The 24,468-nt window shown below is 63.7% G+C and carries 20 protein-coding genes and 2 tRNA genes; 14 read left to right on the forward strand and 8 right to left on the reverse strand.

Annotated features, from left to right (window positions below; all coding sequences use genetic code 11):
- Positions 1-123: 123 nt before the first annotated feature.
- The 3 genes from I6L39_RS10585 (at position 124) to I6L39_RS10595 (ending at position 3,212) form a co-directional block, all read left to right on the forward strand.
- Positions 124-534 carry a CBS domain-containing protein gene (locus tag I6L39_RS10585; protein WP_042073983.1) on the forward strand — a complete coding sequence of 137 codons (411 nt, stop codon included), beginning with the start codon at positions 124-126 and terminating at the stop codon, positions 532-534.
- Positions 535-854: 320 nt separating this feature from the next.
- Positions 855-1,925 carry a porin gene (locus I6L39_RS10590; protein WP_042073981.1) on the forward strand — a complete coding sequence of 357 codons (1,071 nt, stop codon included), beginning with the start codon at positions 855-857 and terminating at the stop codon, positions 1,923-1,925.
- A gap of 342 nt (positions 1,926-2,267) precedes the next feature.
- Positions 2,268-3,212 carry a chemotaxis protein CheV gene (locus tag I6L39_RS10595; protein WP_042073980.1) on the forward strand — a complete coding sequence of 315 codons (945 nt, stop codon included), beginning with the start codon at positions 2,268-2,270 and terminating at the stop codon, positions 3,210-3,212.
- A 65-nt stretch (positions 3,213-3,277) separates the two neighbouring features.
- On the opposite strand, the gene I6L39_RS10600 is transcribed toward I6L39_RS10595, so the two are convergent.
- Entirely contained in the window at positions 3,278-3,886 is a 609-nt protein-coding gene (locus tag I6L39_RS10600) for an arylesterase (RefSeq protein WP_042073979.1), read from the reverse strand.
- A gap of 57 nt (positions 3,887-3,943) precedes the next feature.
- On the opposite strand from I6L39_RS10600, the gene I6L39_RS10605 reads away from it, so the two are divergent.
- Together I6L39_RS10605 and I6L39_RS10610 are read left to right on the forward strand one after the other, a co-directional pair.
- Positions 3,944-4,660, forward strand: coding sequence for an ABC transporter ATP-binding protein (locus I6L39_RS10605; protein WP_042073978.1), 717 nt, complete (start codon positions 3,944-3,946; stop codon positions 4,658-4,660).
- A 162-nt stretch (positions 4,661-4,822) separates the two neighbouring features.
- Positions 4,823-7,276, forward strand: a complete 2,454-nt coding sequence (locus tag I6L39_RS10610; protein WP_216989628.1) for an ABC transporter permease — start codon at positions 4,823-4,825, stop codon at positions 7,274-7,276.
- Positions 7,277-7,318: 42 nt separating this feature from the next.
- On the opposite strand, the gene I6L39_RS10615 is transcribed toward I6L39_RS10610, so the two are convergent.
- Positions 7,319-8,224: a TIGR01777 family oxidoreductase gene (locus tag I6L39_RS10615; protein ID WP_216989629.1), complete on the reverse strand. Its 906-nt coding sequence runs from the start codon at positions 8,222-8,224 to the stop codon at positions 7,319-7,321.
- Between the two features lie 235 nt (positions 8,225-8,459).
- Between I6L39_RS10615 and I6L39_RS10620 the strand changes: the two genes are divergently transcribed.
- The gene (locus I6L39_RS10620; RefSeq protein WP_216989630.1) at positions 8,460-10,001 is read left to right on the forward strand and encodes a cyclic diguanylate phosphodiesterase; all 1,542 of its coding nucleotides are present in this window, start codon (positions 8,460-8,462) and stop codon (positions 9,999-10,001) included.
- A 63-nt stretch (positions 10,002-10,064) separates the two neighbouring features.
- Here I6L39_RS10620 and I6L39_RS10625 read toward each other — a convergent pair whose 3' ends face one another.
- Together I6L39_RS10625 and I6L39_RS10630 are read right to left on the reverse strand one after the other, a co-directional pair.
- The gene (locus I6L39_RS10625) at positions 10,065-11,246 is read right to left on the reverse strand and encodes a PLP-dependent aminotransferase family protein (RefSeq protein ID WP_042078047.1); all 1,182 of its coding nucleotides are present in this window, start codon (positions 11,244-11,246) and stop codon (positions 10,065-10,067) included.
- A gap of 188 nt (positions 11,247-11,434) precedes the next feature.
- Complete coding sequence (locus tag I6L39_RS10630; protein WP_216989631.1) at positions 11,435-12,502, reverse strand: M28 family metallopeptidase; 1,068 nt, start codon at positions 12,500-12,502, stop codon at positions 11,435-11,437.
- Positions 12,503-12,762: 260 nt separating this feature from the next.
- On the opposite strand from I6L39_RS10630, the gene trmB reads away from it, so the two are divergent.
- The 5 genes from trmB (at position 12,763) to I6L39_RS10655 (ending at position 16,585) form a co-directional block, all read left to right on the forward strand.
- A complete protein-coding gene (gene trmB, locus I6L39_RS10635) occupies positions 12,763-13,476 on the forward strand; it encodes a tRNA (guanosine(46)-N7)-methyltransferase TrmB (RefSeq protein WP_042078043.1) in 714 nt (237 codons plus the stop codon).
- Between the two features lie 26 nt (positions 13,477-13,502).
- Positions 13,503-13,835, forward strand: coding sequence for a YggL family protein (locus I6L39_RS10640; protein WP_216989632.1), 333 nt, complete (start codon positions 13,503-13,505; stop codon positions 13,833-13,835).
- A gap of 98 nt (positions 13,836-13,933) precedes the next feature.
- Positions 13,934-14,854 carry a glutaminase B gene (glsB, locus tag I6L39_RS10645; protein WP_164884769.1) on the forward strand — a complete coding sequence of 307 codons (921 nt, stop codon included), beginning with the start codon at positions 13,934-13,936 and terminating at the stop codon, positions 14,852-14,854.
- A gap of 29 nt (positions 14,855-14,883) precedes the next feature.
- Positions 14,884-16,176 (forward strand): sulfurtransferase, encoded by a 1,293-nt coding sequence (locus I6L39_RS10650; protein WP_216989633.1) that lies wholly within the window; start codon positions 14,884-14,886, stop codon positions 16,174-16,176.
- A 199-nt stretch (positions 16,177-16,375) separates the two neighbouring features.
- Positions 16,376-16,585, forward strand: coding sequence for a YgdI/YgdR family lipoprotein (locus I6L39_RS10655; protein ID WP_042078035.1), 210 nt, complete (start codon positions 16,376-16,378; stop codon positions 16,583-16,585).
- A gap of 53 nt (positions 16,586-16,638) precedes the next feature.
- Here I6L39_RS10655 and I6L39_RS10660 read toward each other — a convergent pair whose 3' ends face one another.
- Positions 16,639-20,202 (reverse strand): ATP-binding cassette domain-containing protein, encoded by a 3,564-nt coding sequence (locus I6L39_RS10660; protein ID WP_216989634.1) that lies wholly within the window; start codon positions 20,200-20,202, stop codon positions 16,639-16,641.
- A 99-nt stretch (positions 20,203-20,301) separates the two neighbouring features.
- Positions 20,302-21,579: an alpha/beta hydrolase gene (locus I6L39_RS10665; RefSeq protein ID WP_216989635.1), complete on the reverse strand. Its 1,278-nt coding sequence runs from the start codon at positions 21,577-21,579 to the stop codon at positions 20,302-20,304.
- A gap of 224 nt (positions 21,580-21,803) precedes the next feature.
- Here I6L39_RS10665 and I6L39_RS20330 point away from each other — a divergent pair, with 224 nt between their 5' ends.
- Both I6L39_RS20330 and I6L39_RS10670 read left to right on the forward strand, forming a co-directional pair.
- A complete protein-coding gene (locus I6L39_RS20330; protein ID WP_081843827.1) occupies positions 21,804-21,938 on the forward strand; it encodes a hypothetical protein in 135 nt (44 codons plus the stop codon).
- Positions 21,939-22,102: 164 nt separating this feature from the next.
- Positions 22,103-22,324, forward strand: coding sequence for a hypothetical protein (locus I6L39_RS10670; RefSeq protein ID WP_042078030.1), 222 nt, complete (start codon positions 22,103-22,105; stop codon positions 22,322-22,324).
- Between the two features lie 65 nt (positions 22,325-22,389).
- Here I6L39_RS10670 and I6L39_RS10675 read toward each other — a convergent pair.
- Both I6L39_RS10675 and I6L39_RS10680 read right to left on the reverse strand, forming a co-directional pair.
- A tRNA-Asn gene (locus tag I6L39_RS10675) sits at positions 22,390-22,465 on the reverse strand.
- Positions 22,466-22,472: 7 nt separating this feature from the next.
- Positions 22,473-22,548: transfer RNA gene (locus I6L39_RS10680), tRNA-Phe, on the reverse strand.
- Positions 22,549-23,272: 724 nt separating this feature from the next.
- On the opposite strand from I6L39_RS10680, the gene I6L39_RS10685 reads away from it, so the two are divergent.
- Positions 23,273-24,427, forward strand: coding sequence for a site-specific integrase (locus I6L39_RS10685; protein WP_216989636.1), 1,155 nt, complete (start codon positions 23,273-23,275; stop codon positions 24,425-24,427).
- Positions 24,428-24,468: the final 41 nt, after the last annotated feature.

Raw genomic sequence — 24,468 nt, forward strand, 5'->3', positions numbered from 1 at the left:
GAAGGAGGAAAACTGGCGCGGATCTTACGTGAAATGACACAAATTTGCACTTGAGGGCGGGAGGGATGGCTGAGGCAGGAAAAACGTGTCATAACAGAGACATCTGGTGGCAGGAGGCTGACCATGCTGATTAAAGAGATCATGACGACCCGGGTGGCGACCGTTTCCATGGACGACAGGCTGAGCGTCATCAAGGAGATCTTCGAGCAGGCCCACTTTCGTCACCTGCTGGTGGTGGAGGATGAGGTGCTGGTGGGTGTCATCTCGGACCGGGATCTGCTGCGCGCCATCAGCCCCTATCTCGACACGGATGCCGAGATGAACCGGGACACCGAGACCCTCAACCGGCGGGCCCACCAGATCATGAGCCGCCACCCCATCACCATCTCCCCCGAGCTATCCCTGCAAGACGCCGCCGCCATCATGCTGCAGCAGCACGTCTCCTGCCTGCCGGTGCTGGAGAACGGCGCCCTGGTCGGCATAGTGAGCTGGAAGGATCTGTTGAAGGTCATGCGCGGCTGGCAACCCGCCTGAACGAGCCCGAACGAACCGTACACGCCCCCTGGCAGGTCCATCCGCCCTCTTTATCGACTGTTCAAGCTGTCATTGAAATAAATGACAGCTTTTTTGTTTGTACATCCTCATTCAGCTAGTTTTAAGTTCTGCTGATTATTGTTGTCACGACGCCTGGCGTCGTGGGCAAACGGTTCATGCCATGTTTTTGGAATTAATCGTTCCCCGCTTCAGTTCCCATCAAGGTTTCCGGATCTACTTTAGGCCATCGGAACATAGACCCGATCATAAACGACCGAGCACAGGTCTGACAGAGAGTGTTTACACCAGAGGAACGAACAATGAAAAAGACAGCATTGACGATGGCCATCTCCAGCCTGCTGCTGGCCGGTGGTGCACAGGCTTCTACCGTATACAACCAGGACGGTACCAAGCTTGATATCGGTGGTCGTGTTCAAGGCATGTATTACGGCAGCGACAACGACGACGAGAGCGGCGACCAGAGCTACCTGCGTCTGAACATCGCTGGCGAGACCCGCATCAACAACGAAACCGTCGCCAACGGTTTTGTGCAGTACAACGTACCGACCAACAGCTCCGACAATGAGCTGCGTTATGCCTATGTTGGCATCAAGAACGATCGCTTCGGTGCCTTCAGCTACGGTCGTCAGGACGGCCTGATTGCCAAGGCGGTCAACGACTACACCGACGTCCTGCCGGAGTGGGGCGGTGATGGCCTGGGCAAGGGGACCGAAGTCTTCGGTACCGGCCGTACCAACGGTCTGGCCCAGTACATCTACACCTTCGACGGTCTGGTGCTGGGTGCCCAGTTCACCGGCGAGAACGAAGCGCAGAACGAAAGCGATTCCAGCTGGACCCGGGGCTCCGAAGAGGGTTACGCCCTGTCCGCCAACTACAACTTCGACATGGGCATCAGCCTGGGTCTGGCCTATAACCAGGCTGGCAAGACGGCCGATCAGGCTGCCAACACCAACTTCGGTGGCAGCGAAGACGCCAAGCTGACCGCCGTCGGCATCAAGTACAACGCCAACAACCTGTACGCCGCCGCGACCTATGCCTACGGTGAAAACCACGTCTACGTGAACCAGGCCGGCAACGACGGCTATGCCTCCGAGAGCAACGGCTACGAAGCCGTGGTGCAGTACACCTGGGGTCAGTGGAAGCCGTCCCTGGCGTATAACCGTCTGGACGTGAAAGATTCCGACCAGAACCTGGATGACACCCTGACCGAGTACGTCTCCATCGGTGCCTGGTACAACATCAACGAGAACTTCGACATCTACGTTGACTACAAGGCCAACCTGCTGAGCAGCGAAGGGTCCGACGGTTACAACAAGTTTGGCCAGAACACCGACGACGTCGTTGGCGTGGCCATGCAGTACCACTTCTAAGTCATTCCCTGACTGCCTGCTGTATATTGTTGACCGGCCGCATTGCGGCCGGTTTTTTTATGGGTTTTATTGGGCGCAAGGGGTCGCGGGGTGGATCCGGGGTTCAGCATTCTTCCTTGCTGGTCGATACCCTTGTGGTAGGGCGCAGGGCCGCCGTATGGTCCTGTGACGGAGGCGGCGATGGGGCGAGGATCACGCCCCGTGGTCAAGAGCCTATCTTTCCTCGACCCTTTTCATTATTTCTATAGGGACTCGCGTCGCCCAGGCAGGGGAGGGCGAGTCTGGTTGGCATCTTGCAACCCCTTGGGGGCGGCACTCGGGAAACGGACGTAAGGGCTTTATATGGCGAGCATATTGGATTCAGTGGATCAACGTACCCAGCTGGTGGGGGAGAATCGCCTGGAGCTGTTGATGTTCCGTTTGGGGGGCCAGCAACTCTTTGCGATCAACGTCTTCAAGGTGCGGGAGGTGGTCAAGCTGCCCCATCTCAACAAGATGCCGGGCGCCCATCACAACATCAGCGGCGTGGCGAACATCCGCGGCGTTTCCATCCCCGTCATCAACCTGCGCGGGGCCATCGGCATGCGCCCCATGGCCATCGACCATGAGTCCAACCTCATCATCACCGAGTACAACCGCACCATTCAGGGATTCCTGGTGGGACAGGTCGCGCACATCGTCAACATGACCTGGAAGGACATACTGCCGCCCCCCCGTTCGGCGGGCCGCTCCAACTACCTGACCGCCATCACCCGCGTCCCGGAGGGGGGCGTCGACCAGATCGTCGAGATCATCGACGTGGAGAAGGTGCTGGCCGAGATCATCACCTATGACGTGCGCATCTCGGCCGAGGTGCTGGACGAGGAGATCCTGCCCCAGATGCAGGGGCGCAGAGTGCTCATCGTCGACGACTCCAGCACGGCGCGCAACCAGGTGCGCGAGACGCTCGCCCAGCTCGGACTCGAGGTGATCGAGTGCCAGGATGGTCTGCAGGCGCTCAAGCTGCTCAAGGGGTGGTGCGACGGGGGCAGGAAGGTGACCGACGAGATCATGCTGATGATCACGGATGCCGAGATGCCGGAGATGGATGGCTACCGGCTCACCCACGAGGTGCGCAGCGATCCGCGCATGTCCGATCTCTTCATCACCCTCAACACTTCCCTGAGCGGCAACTTCAACGAGGCCATGGTCAAGAAGGTGGGATGCAACCGCTTTATCTCCAAGTTCCAGCCCGATCTGCTGGTGGACGTGGTACAGGAGCGGATGCGGCAGATCCTGGGGCGCTGAGCCTGGGCCCTGATCGGCAACCGACGAGCACTAAGCCCCCGCCCTGGCGGGGGCTTTGCGTTGGGCTACTGGGTCAGCAGGGGCTCGATGAAGCGGGCGACCTTGTCGCGGATCTGGGGCTGGGCGGCCGCCGTCGGGTGAAGCCCATCGTTCATCATGAGTTCAGGGCGCAGCACAATATCATCCAGAAAGAAGGGCATCAGCGGCAGGTCGTTGGCCTGCGCCAGCTCAGGGAAGATCTGCTCGAACTGTTGCAGATAGCGTGCGCCATAGTTGCGGGGCAGCTGGATCTGGGTCAGCACCGTCTTCGCCTGGCTCGCCTTGGCCAGCGCCACCATCTTGGTGAGGTTGGCCCGGGTGATGGCGGGGGAAAACCCGCGCAGGCCGTCGTTGCCGCCGAGTTCGATCAGCACCCAGTCCGGCTTGTGGGTCTCGAGCAGGGCTGGCAGGCGGGCGAGCCCGCCCTGGGTGGTTTCACCGCTGATGCTGGCGTTGATGAGCCTGTGTTCCCCGCCCTGCTGCTGCCATTTTTCATTGAGCAGGGCAGGCCAGCTCTGTTCGGCCTTCATCTGATAGCCGGCGCTCAGGCTGTCGCCCAGCACCAGCAGGGTCTGGGCCTGGACAGAGGCTGCCCAGCACCACAGGCAGCTCACGGCAAACAAGAGACGCATCATGCATTCAACTCCCAAGATCTATTGTCATTACAGGTTCAGGCAAACAGGAAACCCAAGATGAGTTCAACGCCCATTATCACCGTCAGGGGGCTCGGCAAAACCGTTCGCCTCGGCCAGGAAAGTCTCACCATCCTTGAAGGGATCGATCTGCAAGTCAATACCGGCGAGACACTGGCGCTGGTCGGCGCGTCCGGTTCCGGCAAGTCCACCCTGCTCGGCCTGCTGGCCGGCCTCGACCTGCCGAGCTGTGGCGAGATCGAGATCCTCGGTCAGTCCCTGACCCGGCTGGACGAGGAGGGACGCGCCAGACTGCGCGCCGATCAGGTGGGCTTCGTGTTCCAGTCCTTCCTGCTGCTGCCCACCCTGAGCGCCCTGGAGAACGTCATGCTGCCGGCGGAGCTGCGCGGCGAGACCGACAGCGAGCCCCGTGCCCGCGCGCTGCTTGCCCAGGTCGGGCTGGCCGAGCGGCTGCACCACCTGCCGCCACGCCTCTCCGGCGGGGAGCAGCAGCGGGTCGCCATCGCCAGGGCCTTCATGACCCGCCCCAGCCTGCTGTTGGCGGACGAGCCCACCGGCAACCTCGACAGCAAGACGGGGGAGACGGTGATCGAGCTGCTGTTTCGCCTGAACCGCGAGCACAACACCACCCTGGTGGTGGTGACCCATGACCATGAGCTGGCAAAGCGCTGCCAGCGGCAACTGGTGATGGCGGCAGGGCGGCTGCAGTCGGACTCCGGCGCCGTGGTGGCCGCCCGGGTCGGGGAGTTGTCATGAGTCAGCGAAAGCAGGGATTCACGCCATCGCGCAAGCCGGTGCGGGCTAGGAGGTGTACGTCATGAGTCAGTGGCGACTGGGATTGACCTTGCTGCGCCGGGAAGGGTTCAGTGGCGAGCTGCCACCCCGGTTTGTGCTGGCGTCGGCGGTGAGGGGGGAGTCATGAGTCACTGGCGACTGGGATTGACATTGCTGCGCCGGGAAGGGTTCAGCGGCGAGCTGCGCTGGTTTGTGCTGGCGCTGGCGCTGAGCGTGGCCTGCGTGCTGAGCGTGGCCCTGGTGGCGGACCGGCTGGATGCGGGGCTCAAGGCGTCGGGACGCGACTTCATCGGGGCGGATCGGGTGCTGCGCTCCGCCACACCGGCGCCTGCCGACTGGCTGGCGCGGGCGAGTCAGGAGGGATTGGCTGTGCAGACCACGGTCAGCTTCAACAGCATGCTGTTTCACGGCGACGGCCTGCAACTGGCCTCCATCCGCGCCGTGCCGGGGGACTTCCCCTTCTACGGCAAGCTGGAGCTTAATCCCCAGCGCGCCCCTGTCCCCGGCGAGATCTGGCTCTCCGCCCGGGTGATGCTGCTGCTCGGCGCCAAGGTGGGGGACGAGCTGGAGGTCGGCAACACCCGGCTGAGGGTGGCCGGCGAGCTGGGGCAGGAGCCGGATCAGGGCTTCAGCCCCTTCCAGATGGCGCCGCGGGCCCTGATCCACAGCGCCGATGTGGAGGCGACCGGCGCCCTCCTGCCGGGCAGCCGTCAGCAGTGGCGCTACCTCATCAAGGGCTCCCGGGAGGGGATCGCCCGCTATGAGGCCTGGCTCGGCCCCAAACTGACCGCCGGGCAGAAGCTGATCAAGCCGGACGACGAGGGCTCCCAGGTCGGCAAGCCCCTGGCCAATGCCGAGCGCTTCTTCCGCCTGGCGTCCCTCGCCGGCGTGCTGCTGGGGGCGCTGGCCATGGGCATAGCGGTGCGCCATTTCGCCGAGCGCCAGACCAACATGGTGGCGCTGCTCAAGACGCTCGGCGCGTCGCGGCGCACCCTCTGGCAGCTGATGGGCACCCTGCTGTTCTCCCTCACCCTGGCGGGGGCGGTCATGGGCCTGGTGGCGGGGAGCGCCATGCAGTGGCTGACGCTGCAACTGCTGGGGGACCTGCTGCCGGCGGATCTGCCGCCTCCCTCCTGGCGGCCGTTCGCCCTGGGGATCGCGGTCGCCTTCTTCATCACCCTGTTGCTGGCGTTCGTGCCCTTCCTTCGCCTGCTCAAGGTGCCGCCGCTGCGGGTGCTGCGCCGTGAGCTGGAGGCCGGGATCCCTCCCTGGCTGACGGTGCCGGTGGGCCTGATCGGCCTGTTCGCGCTGGTGTGGGGTTTCACCGCGGACGTCCGGCTGGCGCTCGGCCTCATCGGCGGCATGGGGGTGTTGATGCTGCTGCTGGCGCTGCTCGCCTCCGGGCTGCTGCGCCTCGGCAGCCGGCTCAAGGGGCCTCATGCCTTGCGGCTCGCCATCAGCCACCTCTCTCGGGAGCGTGGCAGCGGCCTGTTCCAGCTGGCAGGCTTCGCCCTGGCGCTCATGCTGTTCGGGCTGCTGTGGGCGGCGCGGGTCGATCTGCTCGAAGACTTCTCCGCCCGCCTGCCCGCCGATGCCCCGAACCGCTTCCTGGTCAACGTGGCCGATGAGGAGCGCGACGGCATTCTGGCTGACCTGCAGCGGGCCGGCGCCATCACCTCGGACTTCTATCCCATGGTGCGCGGACGCCTGACCAGGATAGCGGGGGAGGCCGTGGGGGAGGATGCGGCGCGGGAGGGGGTGGACAGGGAGCTCAACTTCACCACCACCACGACCCTGCCCCCCGACAACAAGGTGACGTCCGGCCAATGGCTCGCCGGCAAGGGGGAGGTCTCCGTCGACGAGGCGCTGGCGGAGCGGCTCGGCATCGCGCTGGGGGATGTGCTCGGCTTCACCATAGAGGGGCGGGCGTTCGAGGCCAGGGTGACCAGCCTGAGATCCATCAAGTGGGACAACATGAGGCCCAACTTCTACATGATCTTCTCGCCGGACGTGCTGGCCCCCTTCTCCCAGACCTGGCTCGGCAGCTACCGCCTGCCCGCCCGGCTGGCCGAGCAGGGACGCCGCGCCGAGGTGGAGATCATCCGCCATCACCCCACGGTGAGCCTCATCGACGTGGAGGATCTGATCGCCAGGCTGACCCTGGTGTCCGATCAGGTGAGCCGGGCCCTGGGGCTGATGCTGGGGCTGGTGACGGTGGCCGCCCTGCTGGTGCTGCTGACCCAGACCCAGGCCAGCATGGCCCATCGGCGCCGGGAGCTGCTGCTGATGCGCACCCTGGGGGCGGGCAGCGCCCTGCTCGAGAAGATGCTGCGCTGGGAGCTGGTGGCGAGCGGCGCCCTGGCGGGGCTCTGCGCCGCCATGGTGGTGGAGCTCTGCTCCTTCGGCCTGCAGTGGTGGTGGCAGGATGCCCAGTGGCAGTTCCACTGGGCCATCTGGGCCGGACTCCCCCTGCTGGGGGCCCTGCTGGTGACCCTGGCCGGGCAGGGCATGCGCCGCCAGCTGCTGGCGGGCACCCTGAGCGACAGACTCAGGGGGCTGGGGCAGGGGCTGCTCTGAGGCAGACGACAATCCCGACTTCGGTCGGGATTTTTCATGGGGTCAGCGCGGGGAGCGCAGCAGGTCGGCCAGGGCCTCGGGCAGGGCCGGATAGGTGAAATGGAAGCCTGCCTGCTGCAAACGGACGGGGAGCACCTGCTGGCCGGTGAGCAGCAGATCCGCCGCCTCTCCCATCAGGAGGCGCAAGAGGGGCGCTGGCACGAAGAAGAGGTGTGGGCGATGGAGCGTGGCGGCCAGGGCCTGGCTGAACGCGCGATTGCTGACGGGCTGCGGGGCCGTGCCGTTGAAGATGCCGTCGCACTCGTCGTGCTCAATGAGGAACAGCATGGCGCGTACCAGATCCTGCACGTGGATCCAGCTCATCATCTGGGTGCCGCTGCCCATGGGGCCGCCGAGGCCGAGCCGATAGGGGGGCAGCATTCTGGGCAGGGCCCCTCCCTCCATGCCGAGCACCAGGCCGATGCGCACTATGCAGACCCGGGTCTGGGGCGTGCGGGCCTGCAGGGCCAGCTGCTCCCACTGCTGGCAGAGGCGGTGGGTGAACTCGTCGTGGGGCGTCTGGCACGTTTCATCCAGCGGGGCATCCCCCTGGCGACCATACCAGCCGATGGCGGAGGCATTGAGCAGCAGCCTGGGGGGCGTGCCGGAGAGCTTGATGAGATCCACCAGCTGTTCGGTCAGCAGCCAGCGGCTGTTGCACAGCAACTGCTTGCGGGATTCGCTCCAGCGTCCGGCGGCGATGGGCTCGCCGGCCAGATTGATGACGATGTCCACGTCGTTGAGATGATCCAGCCTGTCCAGGCTGTCGAGCAGGGTGACGTCGTGACCGAGCAGATCATAGGCCCGGCTGCCCTGGCGGGTCAGGACCACTACCTCGTGTGCCACCTTGAGGTGCGCCACCAGGCGGCGACCGATGAACCCCGTGCCTCCCGTGATCAGTATCTTCATGTGCTGCCTCCCCCGACCCTGTTGGCTCTACTCTAGAGGCTGGGGGCTGGATGGACAAGGTCCTGTTTTTATAAGCATTATAATTTCCGCTGGCCAGGGGGCGCGGGGCTGGCCCCGCGGCCACCTGTCGGCGATGATCCGGGCCGGCTCGGCATCCCGAGTCTCCTTCGTGCTTGCCAAGCGAGCACCAGCGGGTACACTTGTGCGCTTTTTCGCCATGACCATGAGGGCTCTTATGCCATTTCGTCGTTTAAGGGTGCGTCAATTCTATATCAGGCTGCTGTGCGCCTTGCTGGCCGGCCTGCTGCCCATGGTGCTGGGGCTGGCCATCGTCACCTGGCAGACCGCCAACGGCGTGAGACAGGATGCGGTGGAGCGGCTGGAGCATGCCAGAGTCATGTTCGACCGCACCCTGGACAACGCCGGGCAGGCGGCGTCGGCCCTCATCGGCAGCCTGGACAAGCCCTGTCTCGAGGTGGTGCAGGGGCTGCGGGATCAGGTGGCCACGGTGCCGGATGTGCGCAGCGTCAACCTGGCCAGGGGCGATACCATCTACTGCTCCTCCCTCTATGGCCCGGTCAGCGGCAAGTTCTCGCGGGACGACTATGTGGGCGGCAGGCTCGATCTGATGAAGGGCAACCCGGTCACGCCCAATCGCCCTCTCATCGTCTACCGGGAGGCGGCGGGGGAGTTCAGCGTGCTGGTGGGGGTCGACGGCTACTACCTGCTCAACATACTGGACATGCTGAGCCGCAACTCGCCCCTCGGGCTGGTGGTGGGGCAGCAGATGCTGCTGCGGGACAGCCGGCTCACCGATCGGCTCATTCCCGAGGAGAGCCAGGGTTACCTCGAGCAGGCCTCGACCAGATATCCGTTCAAGGTGGTGACCAGGGTGTCGCTCAACGAGTACGGCGCCCACATCTGGGACTACTCCAAGGTCGGCGTCATCTTCTATCCCCTGCTGGGGCTGCTGCTCGGGGTGGGGGTCTTCTGGCTGACGGGGCGCCCGACCTCGCCGGTTCAGGAGCTGAAGCGGGCGCTGGATCAGCAGGAGTTCATCCCCTACCTGCAACCCGTGGTGACCGGGGACGATGCCCACTGGAGCGGCTGCGAGGTGCTGATGCGCTGGCAGCATCCTCGTCAGGGCATGATCTCGCCGGATCGCTTCATCCCCATGGCGGAGGAGTGCGGCCTCATCGTGCCCATGACCCGCTCCCTGATGATGCAGGTGCGCGAGGCCTTTGCGCCCCTGGTGGAGACGCTGCCAAGGGGGTTTCACTTCGGATTCAACATCAGCGCGAGCCACTGCAAGGATCTGAGCCTGGTGGAGGACTGCCGGGACTTCATCAACGCCTTCAGGGCCAACCCGATCAAGCTGGTGCTGGAGCTGACCGAGCGGGAGCTCATCGTCGCGGACGAGACCACGGACCAGCTGTTTGCCGAACTGCACGCCCTCGGCGTCTTCATCGCCATCGACGACTTTGGCACAGGCCACTCCAGCCTCACCTATCTGCAGACCTTCCAGGTCGACTTCCTCAAGATCGATCAGAGCTTCGTCGGCATGATAGGGTCGGACGCCCTCTCCAGCCACATCGTCGAGAACGTCATCGATCTCGCGACCCGGCTCGGGCTGCAACTGGTGGCGGAAGGGGTGGAGAACCAGGTGCAGGCCGACTACCTGCGAGCGCGCCAGGTGACCTTCCTGCAGGGCTATCTCTTCGGCAGGCCCATGCCCATGAAGCACTTTGCCGGCCTGCTGGCGAAGGGCGGGTCCTGAGGCCGAACGGGGGACGAAAAAAAACCAGCGACCGGGTCGCTGGTTTTTTTATGGCCGGTCGGCTCAGAGCATGCGGGCGAGGGCGCGGCACAGCCGCTGGATGCCCTCTTCCGTGGTGGCTTCGTCCACGCAGGAGAAGCTCAGACGCAGGGTGTTCTGGATCTCGGGGCGCACGTAGAAGGGGGCGCCGGGCACGAAGGCCACCTTCTCCTTGATCGCCTCGTCGAACAGGGCCATGGCGCTGACGCTGGATGGCAGGGTCAGCCAGAGGAACATGCCCCCCTCGGGGCGGGTGTAGCTGACGCCGGGCGGGCAGTGACGGGCCAGGGCGGCCTCCATGGCGGCACGCTGGCGGCCGTAGACCTCCTTGATCTTCTCCAGATGGGCATCCAGCGAGTTGTCGGTCAGGAAGCGGTGCAGCACCTGCTGGCTGAAGGCGTTGCTGTGCAGGTCGGTGGCCTGCTTGGCGATGGTGACCTTCTTGCGCAGCCAGTCCGGCACCAGCATCCAGCCCAGGCGGAACGCGGGCACCACCGTCTTGGAGAAGGAGCCGAGCAGCACTGTATTGTGGGGGGCCAGCTTGGCGACGGGGGGCAGGTGCTCCCCTTCGAAGCGCAGCTCGCCATAGGGGTCGTCTTCCACCATCAGCAGCTCGTGGCGCACCAGGCGCTGTGCCAGCGCCTCGCGGTTGGCACGGCTGTAGGAGACACCGCTCGGGTTCTGGAAGTTCGGAACCCCGTACAGCAGCTTGGCGTTGGACCCCTGCTCCAGCAGCGCATCCAGCGCGGCCAGATCCAGTCCCTCCTCTCCCAGGGTGATGGGCTTGAAGGTCGGCTGGTAGACGGAGAACGCCTGGATGGCGCCCAGGTAGCCCGGCTCCTCGATGATGAGATCCTGCCCCTCGTCGATCAGCACCTTGCCCAGCAGATCCAGCGCCTGCTGGGAGCCGCTGGTGATCAGGATGTTGTCAGGATTGACGGCCATGCCGTGGCGGCTCAGGTAGCGGTCGGCGATGAACTGGCGCAGCGGGGCGAAGCCCTCGGTGGTGGCGTATTGCAGCGCGGCGGCTCCCTGCTCGCGCAGCACGTCCTGGCACGCTTGCTCGATGGCCTTGACCGGGAACAGATGGGGGTTGGGCAGGCCGCCGGCGAAGGAGATGATCTCCGGATTGGCGGCGACTTTGAGGATTTCACGGATAAAGGAAGGCTCGACCTTCTCGAAGCGCTGGGCAAAAAACGGCTGCATAGGGTTCTCTCTGACTAGGTGGCGGTCGCTCCATTCAACCGCCAGGTTATCCGTTTGTATCAGATTTCAGAAATGAGGCAATGGCTGTCACAAAAATCCATAAAAAAGGGCAGGTTTGACACCTGCCCGAATTTTATCGCTTCAACACTGGCCGGGGGCGCAAAAAGCCCTGCCGGAGCGCCCTGGGATCAGAGCCCTGGTTCTTTCAGGAAACGGATCATCAGATCGGTGTTGGCCCCGAGCTGCTGCTCTATGCGGCCCGGGAAGAGCTCCGCCATCCTGTCGAGGCGGTCGTGCTCGGTATGCCAGATCTTGCCCCACTGGGTCTCGCTGTCCCGATCGCAGGCGCTCTTGGTGGCATCGTCGTAGCAGTCCCACAGGGCCGGGTTGGTGCTCTGGGAGTAGCCGTCATAGCCGGCCTCGCCGTTGATGGTGAAGTTGGTGGCCTCCACATAGGCGATGGGCACACCCAGGCAGGCAAAGGGCGCGTGATCGGACCAGCTGCCGGTCTCCCCCTCCGGGTAGCCGTCGTAGCTGGGGTGGATGGCGAAGGGGGTCGACGTCTGCCTGGAGATGGCCAGCAGGCGGTCGCGCACCTTGGGATCGAAACTGTAGCGGCTCGGGTCGGCACAGTTGTACTCGGCCACGTCGGAGTGGGCGGAGTGGACGTAGACGATGTCGCCACCGGCGATGGTGTCGTAGTTCACCATGGCCAGCAGCTTGGCGACGGCGGCGCCATCGAGGCTGGCGGCATAGGCCCTGGAGCCGTTGAGGCCGTTCTCCTCGGCCCCGAAGAAGGCGAAGCGCACCGTGTAGGGCAGGGTCTGATCCTTGAGCGCCTCGGCGACCGCCAAGAGGGCCGCGACACCGGCGCCGTTGTCGGTGGCACCTTCCGAGCCCTTCTTCTCGCCGGTGCTGTCGTAGTGGGCACCGATGAGGATCACCTTGTCACTCTGGCCCTTGAGCTCGGCGACCAGGTTTTGGGAGTGCTTCTCGGTGCCGCCCCGGGTGTAGGTGAAAGGCTGGTTCTGCACCTCGTAACCCCAGCCGGTCAGATGGTCCTGGATCCAGGCGGCGGCCCGGGTCTCGGCCTCGGTGCCCGTGGGTCTGGCGCCTATGCCTTCGGCGCTCGAGCTCAGCTGCACCAGATATTCATGGGCCTGGGTCCCGGGGGCGGGGGGCTGGGAGTCGTTTTCAGAGGGGTTGCACCCGGCCAGCAGGGTCGGGATGGCGAGGGCCAACAGGGTTTTCTTCATACTGCAATCCTTTGTTGTGTATGGTTTTATTTTTCCGCGTCAGGATGCGCCTGACGCCCGGCAGATTCTGTGAAGGGGGCGGCATTTGTCAACCTTGCCGGCGGAAGTGGGCAGTTCGAGGGGATTTGTTGTGCGAAACACTTGCACCCCGTGGCTATCTTGGGATAATTCGCTCCCCTGTTTTTGCCGATTGATGCAATAACGAGCGATCCATTTATGTCGCCTCTGCTCCAGAGCGATGAAATAACGAGCAATTTACTATGTCTGTGACCCAAGATGTGTTTAACGAAGACGGCAAGTTCATGCGCAAGATCCGCAGCTTCGTCCGTCGCGAAGGCCGCCTGACCAAGGGGCAGGAGAAGGCCCTGGAAGAGCTCTGGCCGGTCATGGGCATCGATTTTGAGCAAAAGCAGCTCGACCTGGTCGCGCTGTTTGGTCGCGAGGCCCCCGTGGTGCTGGAGATCGGCTTCGGCATGGGCGCCTCCCTGGTGGAGATGGCCAAGCATGCCCCCGAGAAGAACTTCATCGGCATCGAGGTGCACTCCCCGGGCGTGGGCGCCTGCCTCGGCACCGCCCAGGAGGCGGGTGTCACCAACCTGCGCGTCCTCTGCCACGATGCGGTGGAGGTGCTGGAGCACATGATCCCGAACGGTTCCCTCTCCTGCCTGCAGCTCTTCTTCCCCGACCCCTGGCACAAGAGCCGTCACCACAAGCGCCGCATCGTGCAGCCGGCCTTTGCCCAGGCCATTCGCCAGAAGCTCGCCATCGGTGGCGTCTTCCACATGGCCACCGACTGGGAAAACTACGCCGAGCACATGCTGGAGGTGATGAGCGCCGCCGAAGGGTACGAGAACACCTCCGCCAGCGGCAACTGGGTGCCCCGTCCCGACTGGCGCCCGCTGACCAAATTCGAGCAACGTGGCCATCGTCTGGGTCACGGGGTCTGGGATCTGATTTTCAAACGAGTCAACTGAGTCAACGTATCAACTAAGGAGCTATCATGGCCAACCGTAGCCGCCGCCTGCGTAAGAAACTGCGCGTCGACGAATTCCAGGAAATGGGGTTCGACATCAGTTTCAACTTCCCGGTCGGCACCGCCGAAGAGACCATTGATGCCGTGGTCGATGCGCTGATCGACGAGGTGGTGGAGCCTCGCAAGCTGGCCTTCGCCGGCTCGGGTCACCTGGCCTGGGAAGGCATGATCTGCACCCAGCAGCTCGGCAAGTGCACCGACGAGGATCGCGCCGCCATCCAGTCCTGGCTGCAAGGCAAGGGGCTGGAAGCCGTGGTGGTCACCGAGCTGTTCGACCTCTGGTACGGCGAGCCGGCCTGATATCGGACTGCCTGTCACGGGCACATAGAAAATCCCGCCGCCGGCGGGATTTTTGTCGGTGGGCTGGTCCCGCCTCGTCTCACGTCATGGAATTGCCGATGGTGTTGTCATCCGAATTACTGGCCAGCATCCTGGAAGAGGTGCGACCGCTGCTCGGGCAGGGCAAGGTGGCCGATTACATTCCCGCGCTGGCCCAGGTGCCGGCGAACCGGCTGGGGATCGCGGTCTGTACTGTTGAAGGGGAATTGTTCACCGCAGGTGATGCTTTCGAGCCCTTCTCCATCCAGAGCATCTCCAAGGCCCTGAGCCTGACCCTGGCTCTCACCCTCTATCAGGAGGAGGAGATTTGGGCCAGGGTCGGCAAGGAGCCCTCGGGGCAGCCGTTCAACTCCCTGGTGCAGCTGGAGTTCGAGCACGGTATCCCCCGCAACCCCTTCATCAACGCCGGCGCCCTGGTGGTGAGCGATCTGCTGGAGACCCGGCTCACCGCCCCGCGCCAGCGCACCCTGGAGCTGGCCCGCCGCCTCTCGGGCAACCCGGCCATCATGGCGGATCAGGTGGTGGCCCGCTCCGAATACCAGCACGCCGCCCGCAACGCCGCCATCGCCTATCTGATGAAGGCCTACGGCAACTTCGAGAACGAGGTGGACAAGGTGCTGCAGAGCTATTTCAATGCCTGCGCCATCCGCATGAGTTGCGTCGATCTGGCCAGGACCTTCATCTATCTGGCCAACCGCGGCGTGCCCCTTGGCGAGACGACGCCCCTGCTGCCGGCCCGCACCACCAAGCAGGTCAACGCCCTGCTCGCCACCTGTGGCCTCTACGACGAGGCGGGCGACTTCGCCTACCGGGTCGGCATGCCGGGCAAGTCCGGGGTAGGGGGCGGCATCATGGCGCTGATCCCGGGGGAGCTGGTGGTCTGCGTCTGGTCGCCCGAGCTCAACAAGGCGGGCAACTCCCTGGCGGGGACGGCGGCGCTGGAATTGCTGGCAGAGCGCCTTGGCCGCTCCATCTTTTAACCTTTGTTCACTAGCATCGAGACGACATCATGAAACGAATGACAGCTGTGTGGCGGGCCGCGCTGGCGGCCTTGCTGCTCTGGTCTGCCTGGCCGGCTCTGGCCGCCGAACTGCCGCCCCTCTCCTTGGCCGATGCCAAGGCGAAGCAGGCGGTGATCCTGGATACCCGCCCCAGCTATTTCTATCAGGGCTGGCCCATGGAAGGGGAGAAGCAGGGGGGCCACGTGGCCGGCGCCGAGCTGCTCTCCGCCGAGTGGAAATACAGTGACGAGGAGTGGGCCAAGGCGCTGACAAGCAAGGGGCTGAAGGCCGATCGGCCGGTCGCCCTCTACGGCGCCCCGCGGGAAGTGGCCGAGGTGGCCCGCCTGCTGCGCCAGCAGGGCATCAAGCAGCTGTTCGAGCTGCAGGGCTGGAAGGAGGCTCCCCGGGAGCACCTGGCCCGCTGGCAGCAGCTGGTCTATCCGCTCTGGCTGGCGGATCTGCAGGCCGGCAAGCCGGTCGCCGCCGCCCCCAAGGGGGATTGGAAGGTCTTCGAAGTGGACTGGGGCGCGCCCAAGGCCTACCTGCTGAGCCACATCCCGGGGGCCGGTTACATCGACACCAACCGCCTGGAGGCGGAACCGCTCTGGAACAAGGTCTCTGACGAGGCGCTCAAGGCCCTGCTGCTGGAGAACGGCATTCGCCACGACACCACCGTCATCCTCTACGGTCGCAACACCATGGCGGCAGCCCGGGCGGCGCACCTGATGATGTACGCGGGCGTCGAGGACGTGCGCCTGCTGGACGGCGGCCTGGACGCCTGGTTCGTGCAGCACCTGCGCACCGAGACCGGCCTGGCCAACACCTTCAAACCGGCCAAGGAGTTCGGCGTCGCCATTCCGGCCCGTCCCGAGTACTACACCACCCTGAGTCAGGCGAAAGAGCTGCTCAAGCAGCCCGACGGCGCCCTGGTCAGCGTGCGCACCTGGGACGAGTTCGTCGGCAACACCTCCGGCTACAGCTACATCAAGCCCAAGGGCGACATCCCCGGGGCCAAGTGGGGTCGTGGGGGCGTGGATGCCAACAGCATGAGCGACTTCCACAACCCGGACGGCACCATGAAGCCGGCCCGGGAGATCCTCGCCATGTGGGACGAGTGGCACATCGAGCCGACCCAGCAGGCCGCCTTCTACTGCGGCACCGGCTGGCGCGCCTCCGAGGCCTTCTTCTACGCCTGGCTGATGAACTGGAAGCGGATCAGCGTCTACGACGGCGGCTGGTACGAGTGGAGTGCCGACCCTGCCAACCCCACGGTCACCGGCGAGCGCAAGCCTGCCGAGTGATGTTTGCACCGATGGAAACCAGAGGCCGGACCCATGTCCGGCCTTTTTCATTGGTGCATCCTGGCATATCCCACTGTCAATTCGCTGTTCAGCCTCGCTGTTCTCATATTCTGGCGGCACTCATTCGGGGGAAGGCGCCTGAGCTAGGCTTCAAGAAACATCCTCGTCCTGAGGATGCCAGAGGGAGAAGAGGCGGGCGATGAAACGACTGACGATGATCCTGGTGTGTGCCCTGGGGCTGGTGGCGTGCAGCTCCCAATACATCATGAGCACCCGGGACGGGAAGATGATTACCACCGACAGCAAGCCCAGGCTGGATGAGGACACGGGCATGTACCGCTACTACGACGAAGAGGGGCGGGAGATGTTGATCAATAAGGACGACATCACCCAGATCATGGAGCGCTGAGGCGCGAGGCATGGCGAGAGGGCTGCCCCTGGGCAGCCCTCTTTGTTTCGGCGCTATCTGATCAGCTCCTCCACCTGACGGTTGACCTGGCCGGCGAACAGGCGGTGGAAGCGGGAGTCCGGGTTGGCCAGCAGGCTAACCGGCGACCCCTGCTCCACCACAGTGCCGGCCTCCATCACCACCACCTTGTCCACCGACAAGAGCGGCTCCAGGTGGTGGGCGATCACCAGGTAGCTGGCTTCCGGGCGGTAGCGATAGAGCAGCTCCGCCATCTTGCGCATGCCGCCGTGGCTGAGATCCGAGGTGGCCTCGTCCAGCACGATGAGCGGTCGGTGCGACAGCAGGATGCGGGCGATCACCAGCAGCTGGGTCTCGCCAGCGGAGAGTTGCAGCCTGTCGAGATCCTCATCCAGCCGGCCGGCGCAGCGCTCGGCCAGCCCCACCCGGGCCAGGGCCTGTTCCAGCGCGGCGTCGTCGTGTGCAGCCAGGGGGGCCAGGTTTGCCCTCAGGGTGCCGAAGAAGGTGAGGGGGATCTGGGAGACGGTGTCGTAGAGTGCGCGCACCGCCTCAGGCGCAAGCCGGGAGAGCGGCTGATCGCCGTAATGGATCTCCCCCTGGGAGGCGGGATACATGGCCTGCAGCACCCCCAGCAGCGAGCTCTTGCCCGCCCCGGTGCGGCCACAGACGCCCACCTTCTCGCCGGGGGCCAGCTCGAAGCTCACCCTGTGCAGCGCCCACTGGCTGGCGCCGGGATAGCGCAGCCCCAGGTTGTCGAAGCGCACCGCCGGATGGAGGGTGGCGAGGGCCTCCCCCTCCTGGCGCTCGCTCTCTATCTCGCTGTATTCCCGCACCCGCTCCACCGCGTTCATCACCTGCTCCACCTCGGCGAAGGTACGGATGAGGGAATTGAGCATGGCCGAGGCGGTAAAGGCGTAGGTGATGGCCACGGCACCCAGCAGCGGGCTGTTGCCAAAGGCCACCATTAGCGCCACGGCACCCACCAGGGCGGCGGAGAGCAGGGTCTGGTGCATGCCGAGCCAGCGGTTGATGGAGGTGGTGGTGTACCAGCTGCGCAGGTTGTTGTCATAGTGATGCAGCACCTGATCCAGTGCGAAGCGCTCGGCCCCGGCCAGACGCAGGGCGGGGGCGCCGCGGATGGTCTCGCTGATGCTGATGTAGAGCGGGGAGCGCAGCACCGAGGACTGGCGCCGCAGCTTGAGCTGCACCGCCCGGTAGCGGCGCTGCAGCACGTAGAGCGCCCAGCCCACCAGGGGGACGATGAGCAGCAGCAGGGGGATGTTGATGCCGATCACCACCACCTGCAGAGCTACCGACACCAGCATGCCGAACAGCCCCATCAGCATGGAGAGCAGGATCTCCTGGGCCTCCCCGAGATCCCGATCGAAGCGGTTGAGGATGCGCCCCTGGGGCACCTTGTCGAAGAAGGCCATGGGGGCGCGGCTGATGCGCCCCAGCATGCCGTCGAACAGGGTCCAGGCCAGCCTGAGGCCGAGTTTGTAGTTGATGACCCGCACCACCATGATGCAGACCAGCGATCCAGCCCCCAGCAGCACATAGATGCCGAGCAGGGTGCTGACATCGCTCACCTCGGCCTTGCCGCCGAGCCAGAGATCCGAGGCGATGCGCAGCCCCTCCTGACCTAGCGTGAGCAGCAGGGCGATCAGGATGGCACCGGGGGCGGCCAGGCGCTGCCACATGAAGCCGAACAGTCCCCAGTCCACCTTGCCCTCCACCACCTTCTCCTCGCTGAACTGCTCCGCCTCCTGGGGGGTGAGCAGAGGGGCAGGCTGCGGGTGCTGGATGAGGTCTGCCAGCTGGTGGGCGTCTAGCTCCACCAGTCGGCCCTGCTCGATGCGGATCACCCGATCGCAGCGGGCCAGCACGTCGGGGTCATGGCTCACCAGCAGCCGGGTCGGTCCCGGCCTGAAGGCGAGTCCCTGCGCCAGCACCTGGGCCGCGACCACGGGGTCGAGCGCAGACAAGGGGTTGTCCAGCAGCAGGATATCGGCCCGGGCGTAGAGGGCGCGGGCCAGGGCGACCCGCTGTTGCTGACCGCCGGAGAGGCGGGTGCCGAGCTCCCCCACCAGGGTCTGATCCCCGTGGCTGAGCAGCTCGAGATCGGCGGTGAGGGCGCAGGCGCCCTGCACCCAGCGATAGCGCGCCTCATCCCAGGGCTGGCCGAACAGGATGTTGTTGCGGATGCTGTCGTTCATCAGCCAGGGCTTGTGCCCCAGGTGGGCGACCCGGCCATAGCGGCGGATGCTGCCCTCGAAGCCGTCGTCGAAGCCGGCGATGAGGTGCAACAGGCAGCTCTTGCCCGCCCCGGTGGGGCCTGTAATCCCCACCAGCTCCCCCGGTGCGATGGCGAGACTGATCCCCTCCAGCACCGGCTTTTGCTGGTGCAGGGCGGTGACGCAATCCAGTTGCAAGGCCCCTGCCGGCAGGTTGGGGTCGTCGAGATCCCGGTGCTGCTCGGGGCTGTTGAGGAATTCGCACAGCCGGTTGAAGCCGGTGTTGAAGTTGATCAGGGTGCGGATGAGGTAAGGCAGCCGCATCATGGGGATGCGCAGCACGGTGAACAGGGCGATGGTGGTGAACACCTGGGGCAGGGTGAGGGTGTTGCCCGACACCAGGTAGGTGGTGAAGGTGGCGAGCGTCACCAGCAGCGGAGTACTCAGCATCAGCCCTTCGTTGAGGGCATCGAGCCTGAGTACCCGGCCAAGCACTCCCAGCTCCTGCCGGCGCTTGGCGTTGGCCGCCCCGGTGAAGAAGGGGCCCAGCCCGTTCTGGCGCACCAGCCGCAGCTTCTTGATGTATTCCGCCAGGATGCCGTTGCGCTCGTCCTGCTGGCGCTTGAGCTGCTGCTCCTGCTGGTTCATGCGCCGCACCACCCGGGTGGAGACGAGCAGCAGCAGGGCGAGCACCGCGAAGCCCACCAGGCCGGCGCTGCCCACCTGCCACACCAGCAGGGTGATGGTGCCCGCCAGCTGTAGTGCCATGGTGAGCGGCATGGCGGGGTCCGCAAGAATCCAAGTAATGTCCCAGACGTCCCGGTTGATGAGGTTCTGCACCCGGCCACCGGCCCGGTCGTCGAAGCTCTTGCCCCCCAGCTTCATCACCTTGGCGAGCAGGGACTCCGCCAGCAGGCGGCGGATGGGGACGTGCATCTTGAGGGCCAGTTGCAGGGAGTGCTCCGCCAGCATGCCGGAGGCGAGCACGGAGGCAAACAGGGCCAGGGCCAGCAGCAGCTTGTGGCTGGTGGTGGCGTCGGTACCGAGCTGGGTCATGCCGTGGTTGAGCAGCCAGGGGCTGGCCAGGGTCGCCAGCATGCCGAGCAGTTGCAGCAGGGTGAGCAGGCCAATCCGCCCCTTGTAGTGGCGCCAGATAAAGGCGGTGATGGGCCAGGGGCGTACCGGCTGGCGGGCGGTGAGCGCGAGGAAGGCGTCGGCGCGCTCGTCGCGCCTGTCCTCCGGCAGCAGGGGGTAGAGATCGTCGAGACCGACCTGGGGCTGGCTCAGCCCCTTGCGCAGCAGCGGGCCCGTCCAGCGATAGAAGAGGCGACTCAGCCAGCCGGCCGAGATTTCCGGGTGATCCAATGGGTGTCCTTATTATTTTGTGTTGCTTCCATGGGCGGGGCGGCTCATGGGCCGCCCTCGATATTCTTTTTTTGTGGTGGGGGCGTTGCCCGCGCGGGATCAGCGATCCCGGTTCAAGCGGATGAGCCGGTTCAGGATCTGTTCGCCATCGACCCGCAGGCCGTTGTGCTCGTGCTCGTTGGTGATCCAGGCGCGGCTGTTGCCAAGCCCCCGCAAGGTGTCGCGGCTGTAGTCAAACTCCACGTACATGTCCTCGGCATAGACGGCGCAGGCCACCGGCACCCGGTTGCGGGCCAGCTGCGCCGGATCGTAGAGAGGGCCCCAGTCCGCCTTCTGGGCCAGCAGATGGGCGGCTTCCTTCAGGGGAATGAGTTCGCGGAACTGCTCGAACATCCAGGGGAAGATCATCTCGCCGGTGAAGGCGAAATCCTTGCCCGGTGCCCAGTTGAGCTCGGGGTGTTCGCCCCTGACCCGCTCGGCCGCCCAGTTGCTGGCGCTGCCTTCGCAGTAGATGGATTCGTGCAGGATGGCAAACACCGGGTTGGTGTTGAACGGCTGCATGGCCTGCACCTGGTAGAGGAAGGCGGGGTTGAGCCGCTCGCCGATGAAGGCGTCCTCCAGGAGGTAGTAGAGCTCCTCGAAGGCGCCGCTGGCCCCGAGATCCAGCCCCTGCTGCTGTAGCTGCTCCACCGTCAGGCGCTGGCCGTTGGGCAGGCGCACGTCGTGGTGGTGCAGGTGGTTGGCCAGCCGGTTGGCGATGGCCTGGGCATGGGGGAAGCGGGTGAAGAAGGCGCGGTTCTTGTCCGCCACCCGCCGGTAGGTGGCGCGGTAGACCTCGTCCGCGCTGCGACCTATGGGGGCCACCCCGCCGGTGAGGTAGACCTCGTGCAGGCTGTCCGGGAACAGGGAGAGGTAGGTGAGGCTGCAAAAACCGCCGAAGCTCTGGCCGAGCAGGCTCCAGGGGCGACCCGGGCTCAGTACCTCGCGAACGTATTCGGCATCCCGCACTATGCTGTCGGCGCGAAAATGGCCGAGGTAGTGCGCCTGCTCCCGGGGGGACATCCCCGCCAGGGCCTCGGCGTGGATGGGACTGGAGTGGCCGGTGCCGCGCTGATCGAGCAGCAGCACCCGAAACTCCTGCAGGGCCCGCTTGATCCAGCCGCCGCTTGCGGTCGGGCGCGGGGCGCCGAAGCCCGGGCCCCCCTGCAGATAGAGCAGCCAGGGCAGATCAGCGTCTCGCTTGTCCTGGCGACAGAGGGTGCGACCGAACAGGGTGAGGGTCTCCTCGTCGTCCGGTCGCTGGTGGTCGAGGGGCACGGTGAAGAAGTGTGGCTCGCAATGGATGCCATCCAGCACGTAGTGCAAGGGGCTGCTCATCTGGGGTCTCCCTGGGGTGGAAATCGTCGGCTTCATCATAGCCCTGGCGCGCAGAGGGGTCACGCCGGTTTTCCTGATGGTTAACAAGATGATGGGCCGTGGTCATGGCGGGAGCGGGGAGCTGAATTATTGCGCCCGGGCGATTGACGGCGGGTGTCTCCCCGGACCAAGATGGGCCGCCTGCCGAGAAGGGCAGGGGTGCAGGAAAGGATGGAGCAGGCTCGATGAAGCCTAGATGGACAAGGTTCAGGAAGAAAAGGAAACAGACGGATCCGGAGGGGGTGTTGCAGGCGGGCTTGCTGGTTTTCAGCGCCACCTGCGGGGCCACCCTGCTGCTGGCGGCCTGCAACGGCGGCTAGCAGAATGAAGCAAAAGCCCGCTCTTGATGAGCGGGCTTTTTCATGTCTGTCGCCCCGGGCACTAACCAGGACCGGCCTGAAGCCCTTTGCTGGCGCGGGTTTGCGATATTCGGAGCGCTGCTGCTATGGTCAAGTTACGACGGGATCCACAGAGGGAGGCGATCATGAATAGTCGTGAAAAAGTTCTGGCCCATTTGGCCACCGATCACCGGGTTGCAGGATTGACCGCTGGCGAGGCGCTGGCCGGCATGAATCACTCGATGAGTTCGCTCCTGCTGCAACAGGATCAGCATTTCTTCCGCCGCCATGCGGACGACCCCTGTCACGAGGTCGCGCGGGCCTGTTCGGCAGGGCATGTGTGGCACGGCGACGAGAACCGCTACTAGGATGACGCGCCCGGGGAAGGACAAGATGCAGAAAGGCCCGCTCGATTGAGCGGGCCTTTCAAATTTGGCTCCTCCGACTGGACTCGAACCAGTGACATACGGATTAACAGTCCGCCGTTCTACCGACTGAACTACGGAGGAAGAGTCTTGGTGCCCAGAGACGGAATCGAACCGCCGACACGGGGATTTTCAATCCCCTGCTCTACCGACTGAGCTATCTGGGCAACGGCGCGCATTAAACCCTTTCTGGACTGGGGTGTCAACCTTGAAGCCCCAGTTTCTGGCATGTTTTTGCATAGGGTGAACCAAGTGGCGAGATAGTGTGCAAGGAGCCCCTGACTCCACACCGGGATCCGGTTGTCGGCAGGTTCTGCTATCGAGGTTTTTTCCCTTTATAGAATTACCTTTTCGCTCTCTCACCCATCCCGAGCCTCCAACAAGTGAGCCCATTTTTTGTCAAAAAACGGATGAACTAACGTGCATGTTTTTTGTGCGCTGAAAAGTTACCAGAAATTGACCAGACAGGGTTTGGTGTGTCGCGGCCTCTGTACCTCCGGTCGTCAGCTCCTCAGCGTCCCTGTGAAGAAGAGAATTGATGGTGTTTCGGCGGGTGAACTCAAATTTATTGTGACTCAAATCACAAAAACGAATCTTGGTTACACCTTACAAAAGGGCTCAATCGACAAGCTTTTTCGGGTTAGCAAATCACGATCACCCCAGTAAATCAGGAGCGTTTTTCACGAGATTCAAAAAGTCGGTCTCCAGAGGACGATCCTGAAATTTGCCTCTGAATCGCCTCTCCAGACGGCCTTCAGAACCTTCACACATAAAAAAATGCATTAAATATCAATGTGTTGATCATTTTTTGAGCGGTTGTTCTTTGGCTATGAAAATGCAAAATGCCTCCCATAACCGTCAATCCCGGCGGTTATGGTTAGAGAGGTAGTTGTGAGCAGCGAAGTGTCAACGCCAACTGCTAAAAGTAGGCAGGAGTCGTGTGGAGAACACGTCTCCAAACAAAAAGAGGTAAAAGACGAGTACGTACCTAGGCTCATATGGATTACTTATAAATCTGGTACCAAGGTCGGCTACTTCGATACGCACAGAAAAAAGCATCGTCGGAAAAGGATTGCGAGCACCAGTGAGGCTAGCCTCAAAGTGATACGCGACAAAGCACGTAAACTGTTGGCGGAGTTCATCATTGATCCAGATGGATTCGAGCAAACCTATTACGCTAGTTTATCGGTAGAGCGCTTCATTTATGATGATTACCTACCCGCAGTGCAGGAAACTCATCTTTCTATCAGGACTATTAAGTCCCGTATAAAGCCAATCGTTGCAGCCTTAGGGCACAAGCCACTGAACCGTGTCAACCGTGATGACATCGAGCGCTTTCAAGCGGAGCAAGCTAAAACCAAATCTGTTGCTACGGTGAATCGCTACCTAGCGCAGATTAAGGCTATTGCGACCTTCGCAGTGGAGCGCGGCATACTCAAATCGTCTCCCGCAGCAGGTATACCCGCCAAATACGAGCCTGTCCTGCCTCCCAAGGGCTTACCCGATGAGACAGTCAATAAGCTGGTCGCTCGCTTGATGGAAGACATTGACGAAGAAAAGGCTCGTCTGTTGCTCTTCCTGTTCGCAACGGGCTCCCGGATGGGAGAAGCCAGAGCTCTAAAGCTGCAAGATTGCGATCTCAATCGACAGATAGCGTACCTACCTACCAGTAAGTCTGGTCGGGAAAGGTTAATACCGCTTAATCAATTCGCTCTGGGGTTAATTCGACTTCAACTCCAGCGCCATGGCACGACTGGTCTGCTGTTTCGAGGCCAGGACTGTGTCTCTCAAATTTCAGAACCACGTCGGTATTGGTACCGAGTCTGCAATGATTGTGGGCTAACAGAGGTACGCATCCACGATGCCCGTCATACCGTCGCGACTTCACTGCTGAACAAGGGCTGTTCGCTCGATGTCTTGCAGAAAGTCTTGGGCCACAGCTCTCCTCGGATGACTGAAAGGTACGCCAGGTACCACGATAAGACGTTGGTCAAGGCCGTCGACGCACTTCACACCGTCTGGGACCTCCCCAACCTCACCTGCTAACCAACTTTAGGAGATGGGGGAGGGAGCCTCCCCCATAGAGA

Origin of the sequence: Aeromonas sp. FDAARGOS 1409 (genome assembly GCF_019048705.1) — a bacterium.
In the GTDB taxonomy this organism is placed as follows: Bacteria; Pseudomonadota; Gammaproteobacteria; order Enterobacterales; family Aeromonadaceae; genus Aeromonas; species Aeromonas sanarellii.

What these genes read in the sequence shown, in the direction of transcription:
- trmB (WP_042078043.1), top strand. Translation starts at nt 12,763, where the DNA reads ATGTCTGTGACCCAAGATGTGTTTAACGAAGACGGCAAGTTCATGCGC.
- I6L39_RS10605 (WP_042073978.1), top strand. Translation starts at nt 3,944, where the DNA reads ATGAGTTCAACGCCCATTATCACCGTCAGGGGGCTCGGCAAAACCGTT.
- I6L39_RS10615 (WP_216989629.1), bottom strand. Translation starts at nt 8,224, where the DNA reads ATGAAGATACTGATCACGGGAGGCACGGGGTTCATCGGTCGCCGCCTG.
- I6L39_RS10655 (WP_042078035.1), top strand. Translation starts at nt 16,376, where the DNA reads ATGAAACGACTGACGATGATCCTGGTGTGTGCCCTGGGGCTGGTGGCG.
- I6L39_RS10665 (WP_216989635.1), bottom strand. Translation starts at nt 21,579, where the DNA reads ATGAGCAGCCCCTTGCACTACGTGCTGGATGGCATCCATTGCGAGCCA.
- I6L39_RS10630 (WP_216989631.1), bottom strand. Translation starts at nt 12,502, where the DNA reads ATGAAGAAAACCCTGTTGGCCCTCGCCATCCCGACCCTGCTGGCCGGG.
- I6L39_RS10620 (WP_216989630.1), top strand. Translation starts at nt 8,460, where the DNA reads ATGCCATTTCGTCGTTTAAGGGTGCGTCAATTCTATATCAGGCTGCTG.
- I6L39_RS10610 (WP_216989628.1), top strand. Translation starts at nt 4,823, where the DNA reads ATGAGTCACTGGCGACTGGGATTGACATTGCTGCGCCGGGAAGGGTTC.
- I6L39_RS20330 (WP_081843827.1), top strand. Translation starts at nt 21,804, where the DNA reads ATGAAGCCTAGATGGACAAGGTTCAGGAAGAAAAGGAAACAGACGGAT.
- glsB (WP_164884769.1), top strand. Translation starts at nt 13,934, where the DNA reads ATGGTGTTGTCATCCGAATTACTGGCCAGCATCCTGGAAGAGGTGCGA.
- I6L39_RS10640 (WP_216989632.1), top strand. Translation starts at nt 13,503, where the DNA reads ATGGCCAACCGTAGCCGCCGCCTGCGTAAGAAACTGCGCGTCGACGAA.
- I6L39_RS10585 (WP_042073983.1), top strand. Translation starts at nt 124, where the DNA reads ATGCTGATTAAAGAGATCATGACGACCCGGGTGGCGACCGTTTCCATG.
- I6L39_RS10625 (WP_042078047.1), bottom strand. Translation starts at nt 11,246, where the DNA reads ATGCAGCCGTTTTTTGCCCAGCGCTTCGAGAAGGTCGAGCCTTCCTTT.
- I6L39_RS10590 (WP_042073981.1), top strand. Translation starts at nt 855, where the DNA reads ATGAAAAAGACAGCATTGACGATGGCCATCTCCAGCCTGCTGCTGGCC.
- I6L39_RS10670 (WP_042078030.1), top strand. Translation starts at nt 22,103, where the DNA reads ATGAATAGTCGTGAAAAAGTTCTGGCCCATTTGGCCACCGATCACCGG.
- I6L39_RS10650 (WP_216989633.1), top strand. Translation starts at nt 14,884, where the DNA reads ATGAAACGAATGACAGCTGTGTGGCGGGCCGCGCTGGCGGCCTTGCTG.
- I6L39_RS10595 (WP_042073980.1), top strand. Translation starts at nt 2,268, where the DNA reads ATGGCGAGCATATTGGATTCAGTGGATCAACGTACCCAGCTGGTGGGG.
- I6L39_RS10600 (WP_042073979.1), bottom strand. Translation starts at nt 3,886, where the DNA reads ATGATGCGTCTCTTGTTTGCCGTGAGCTGCCTGTGGTGCTGGGCAGCC.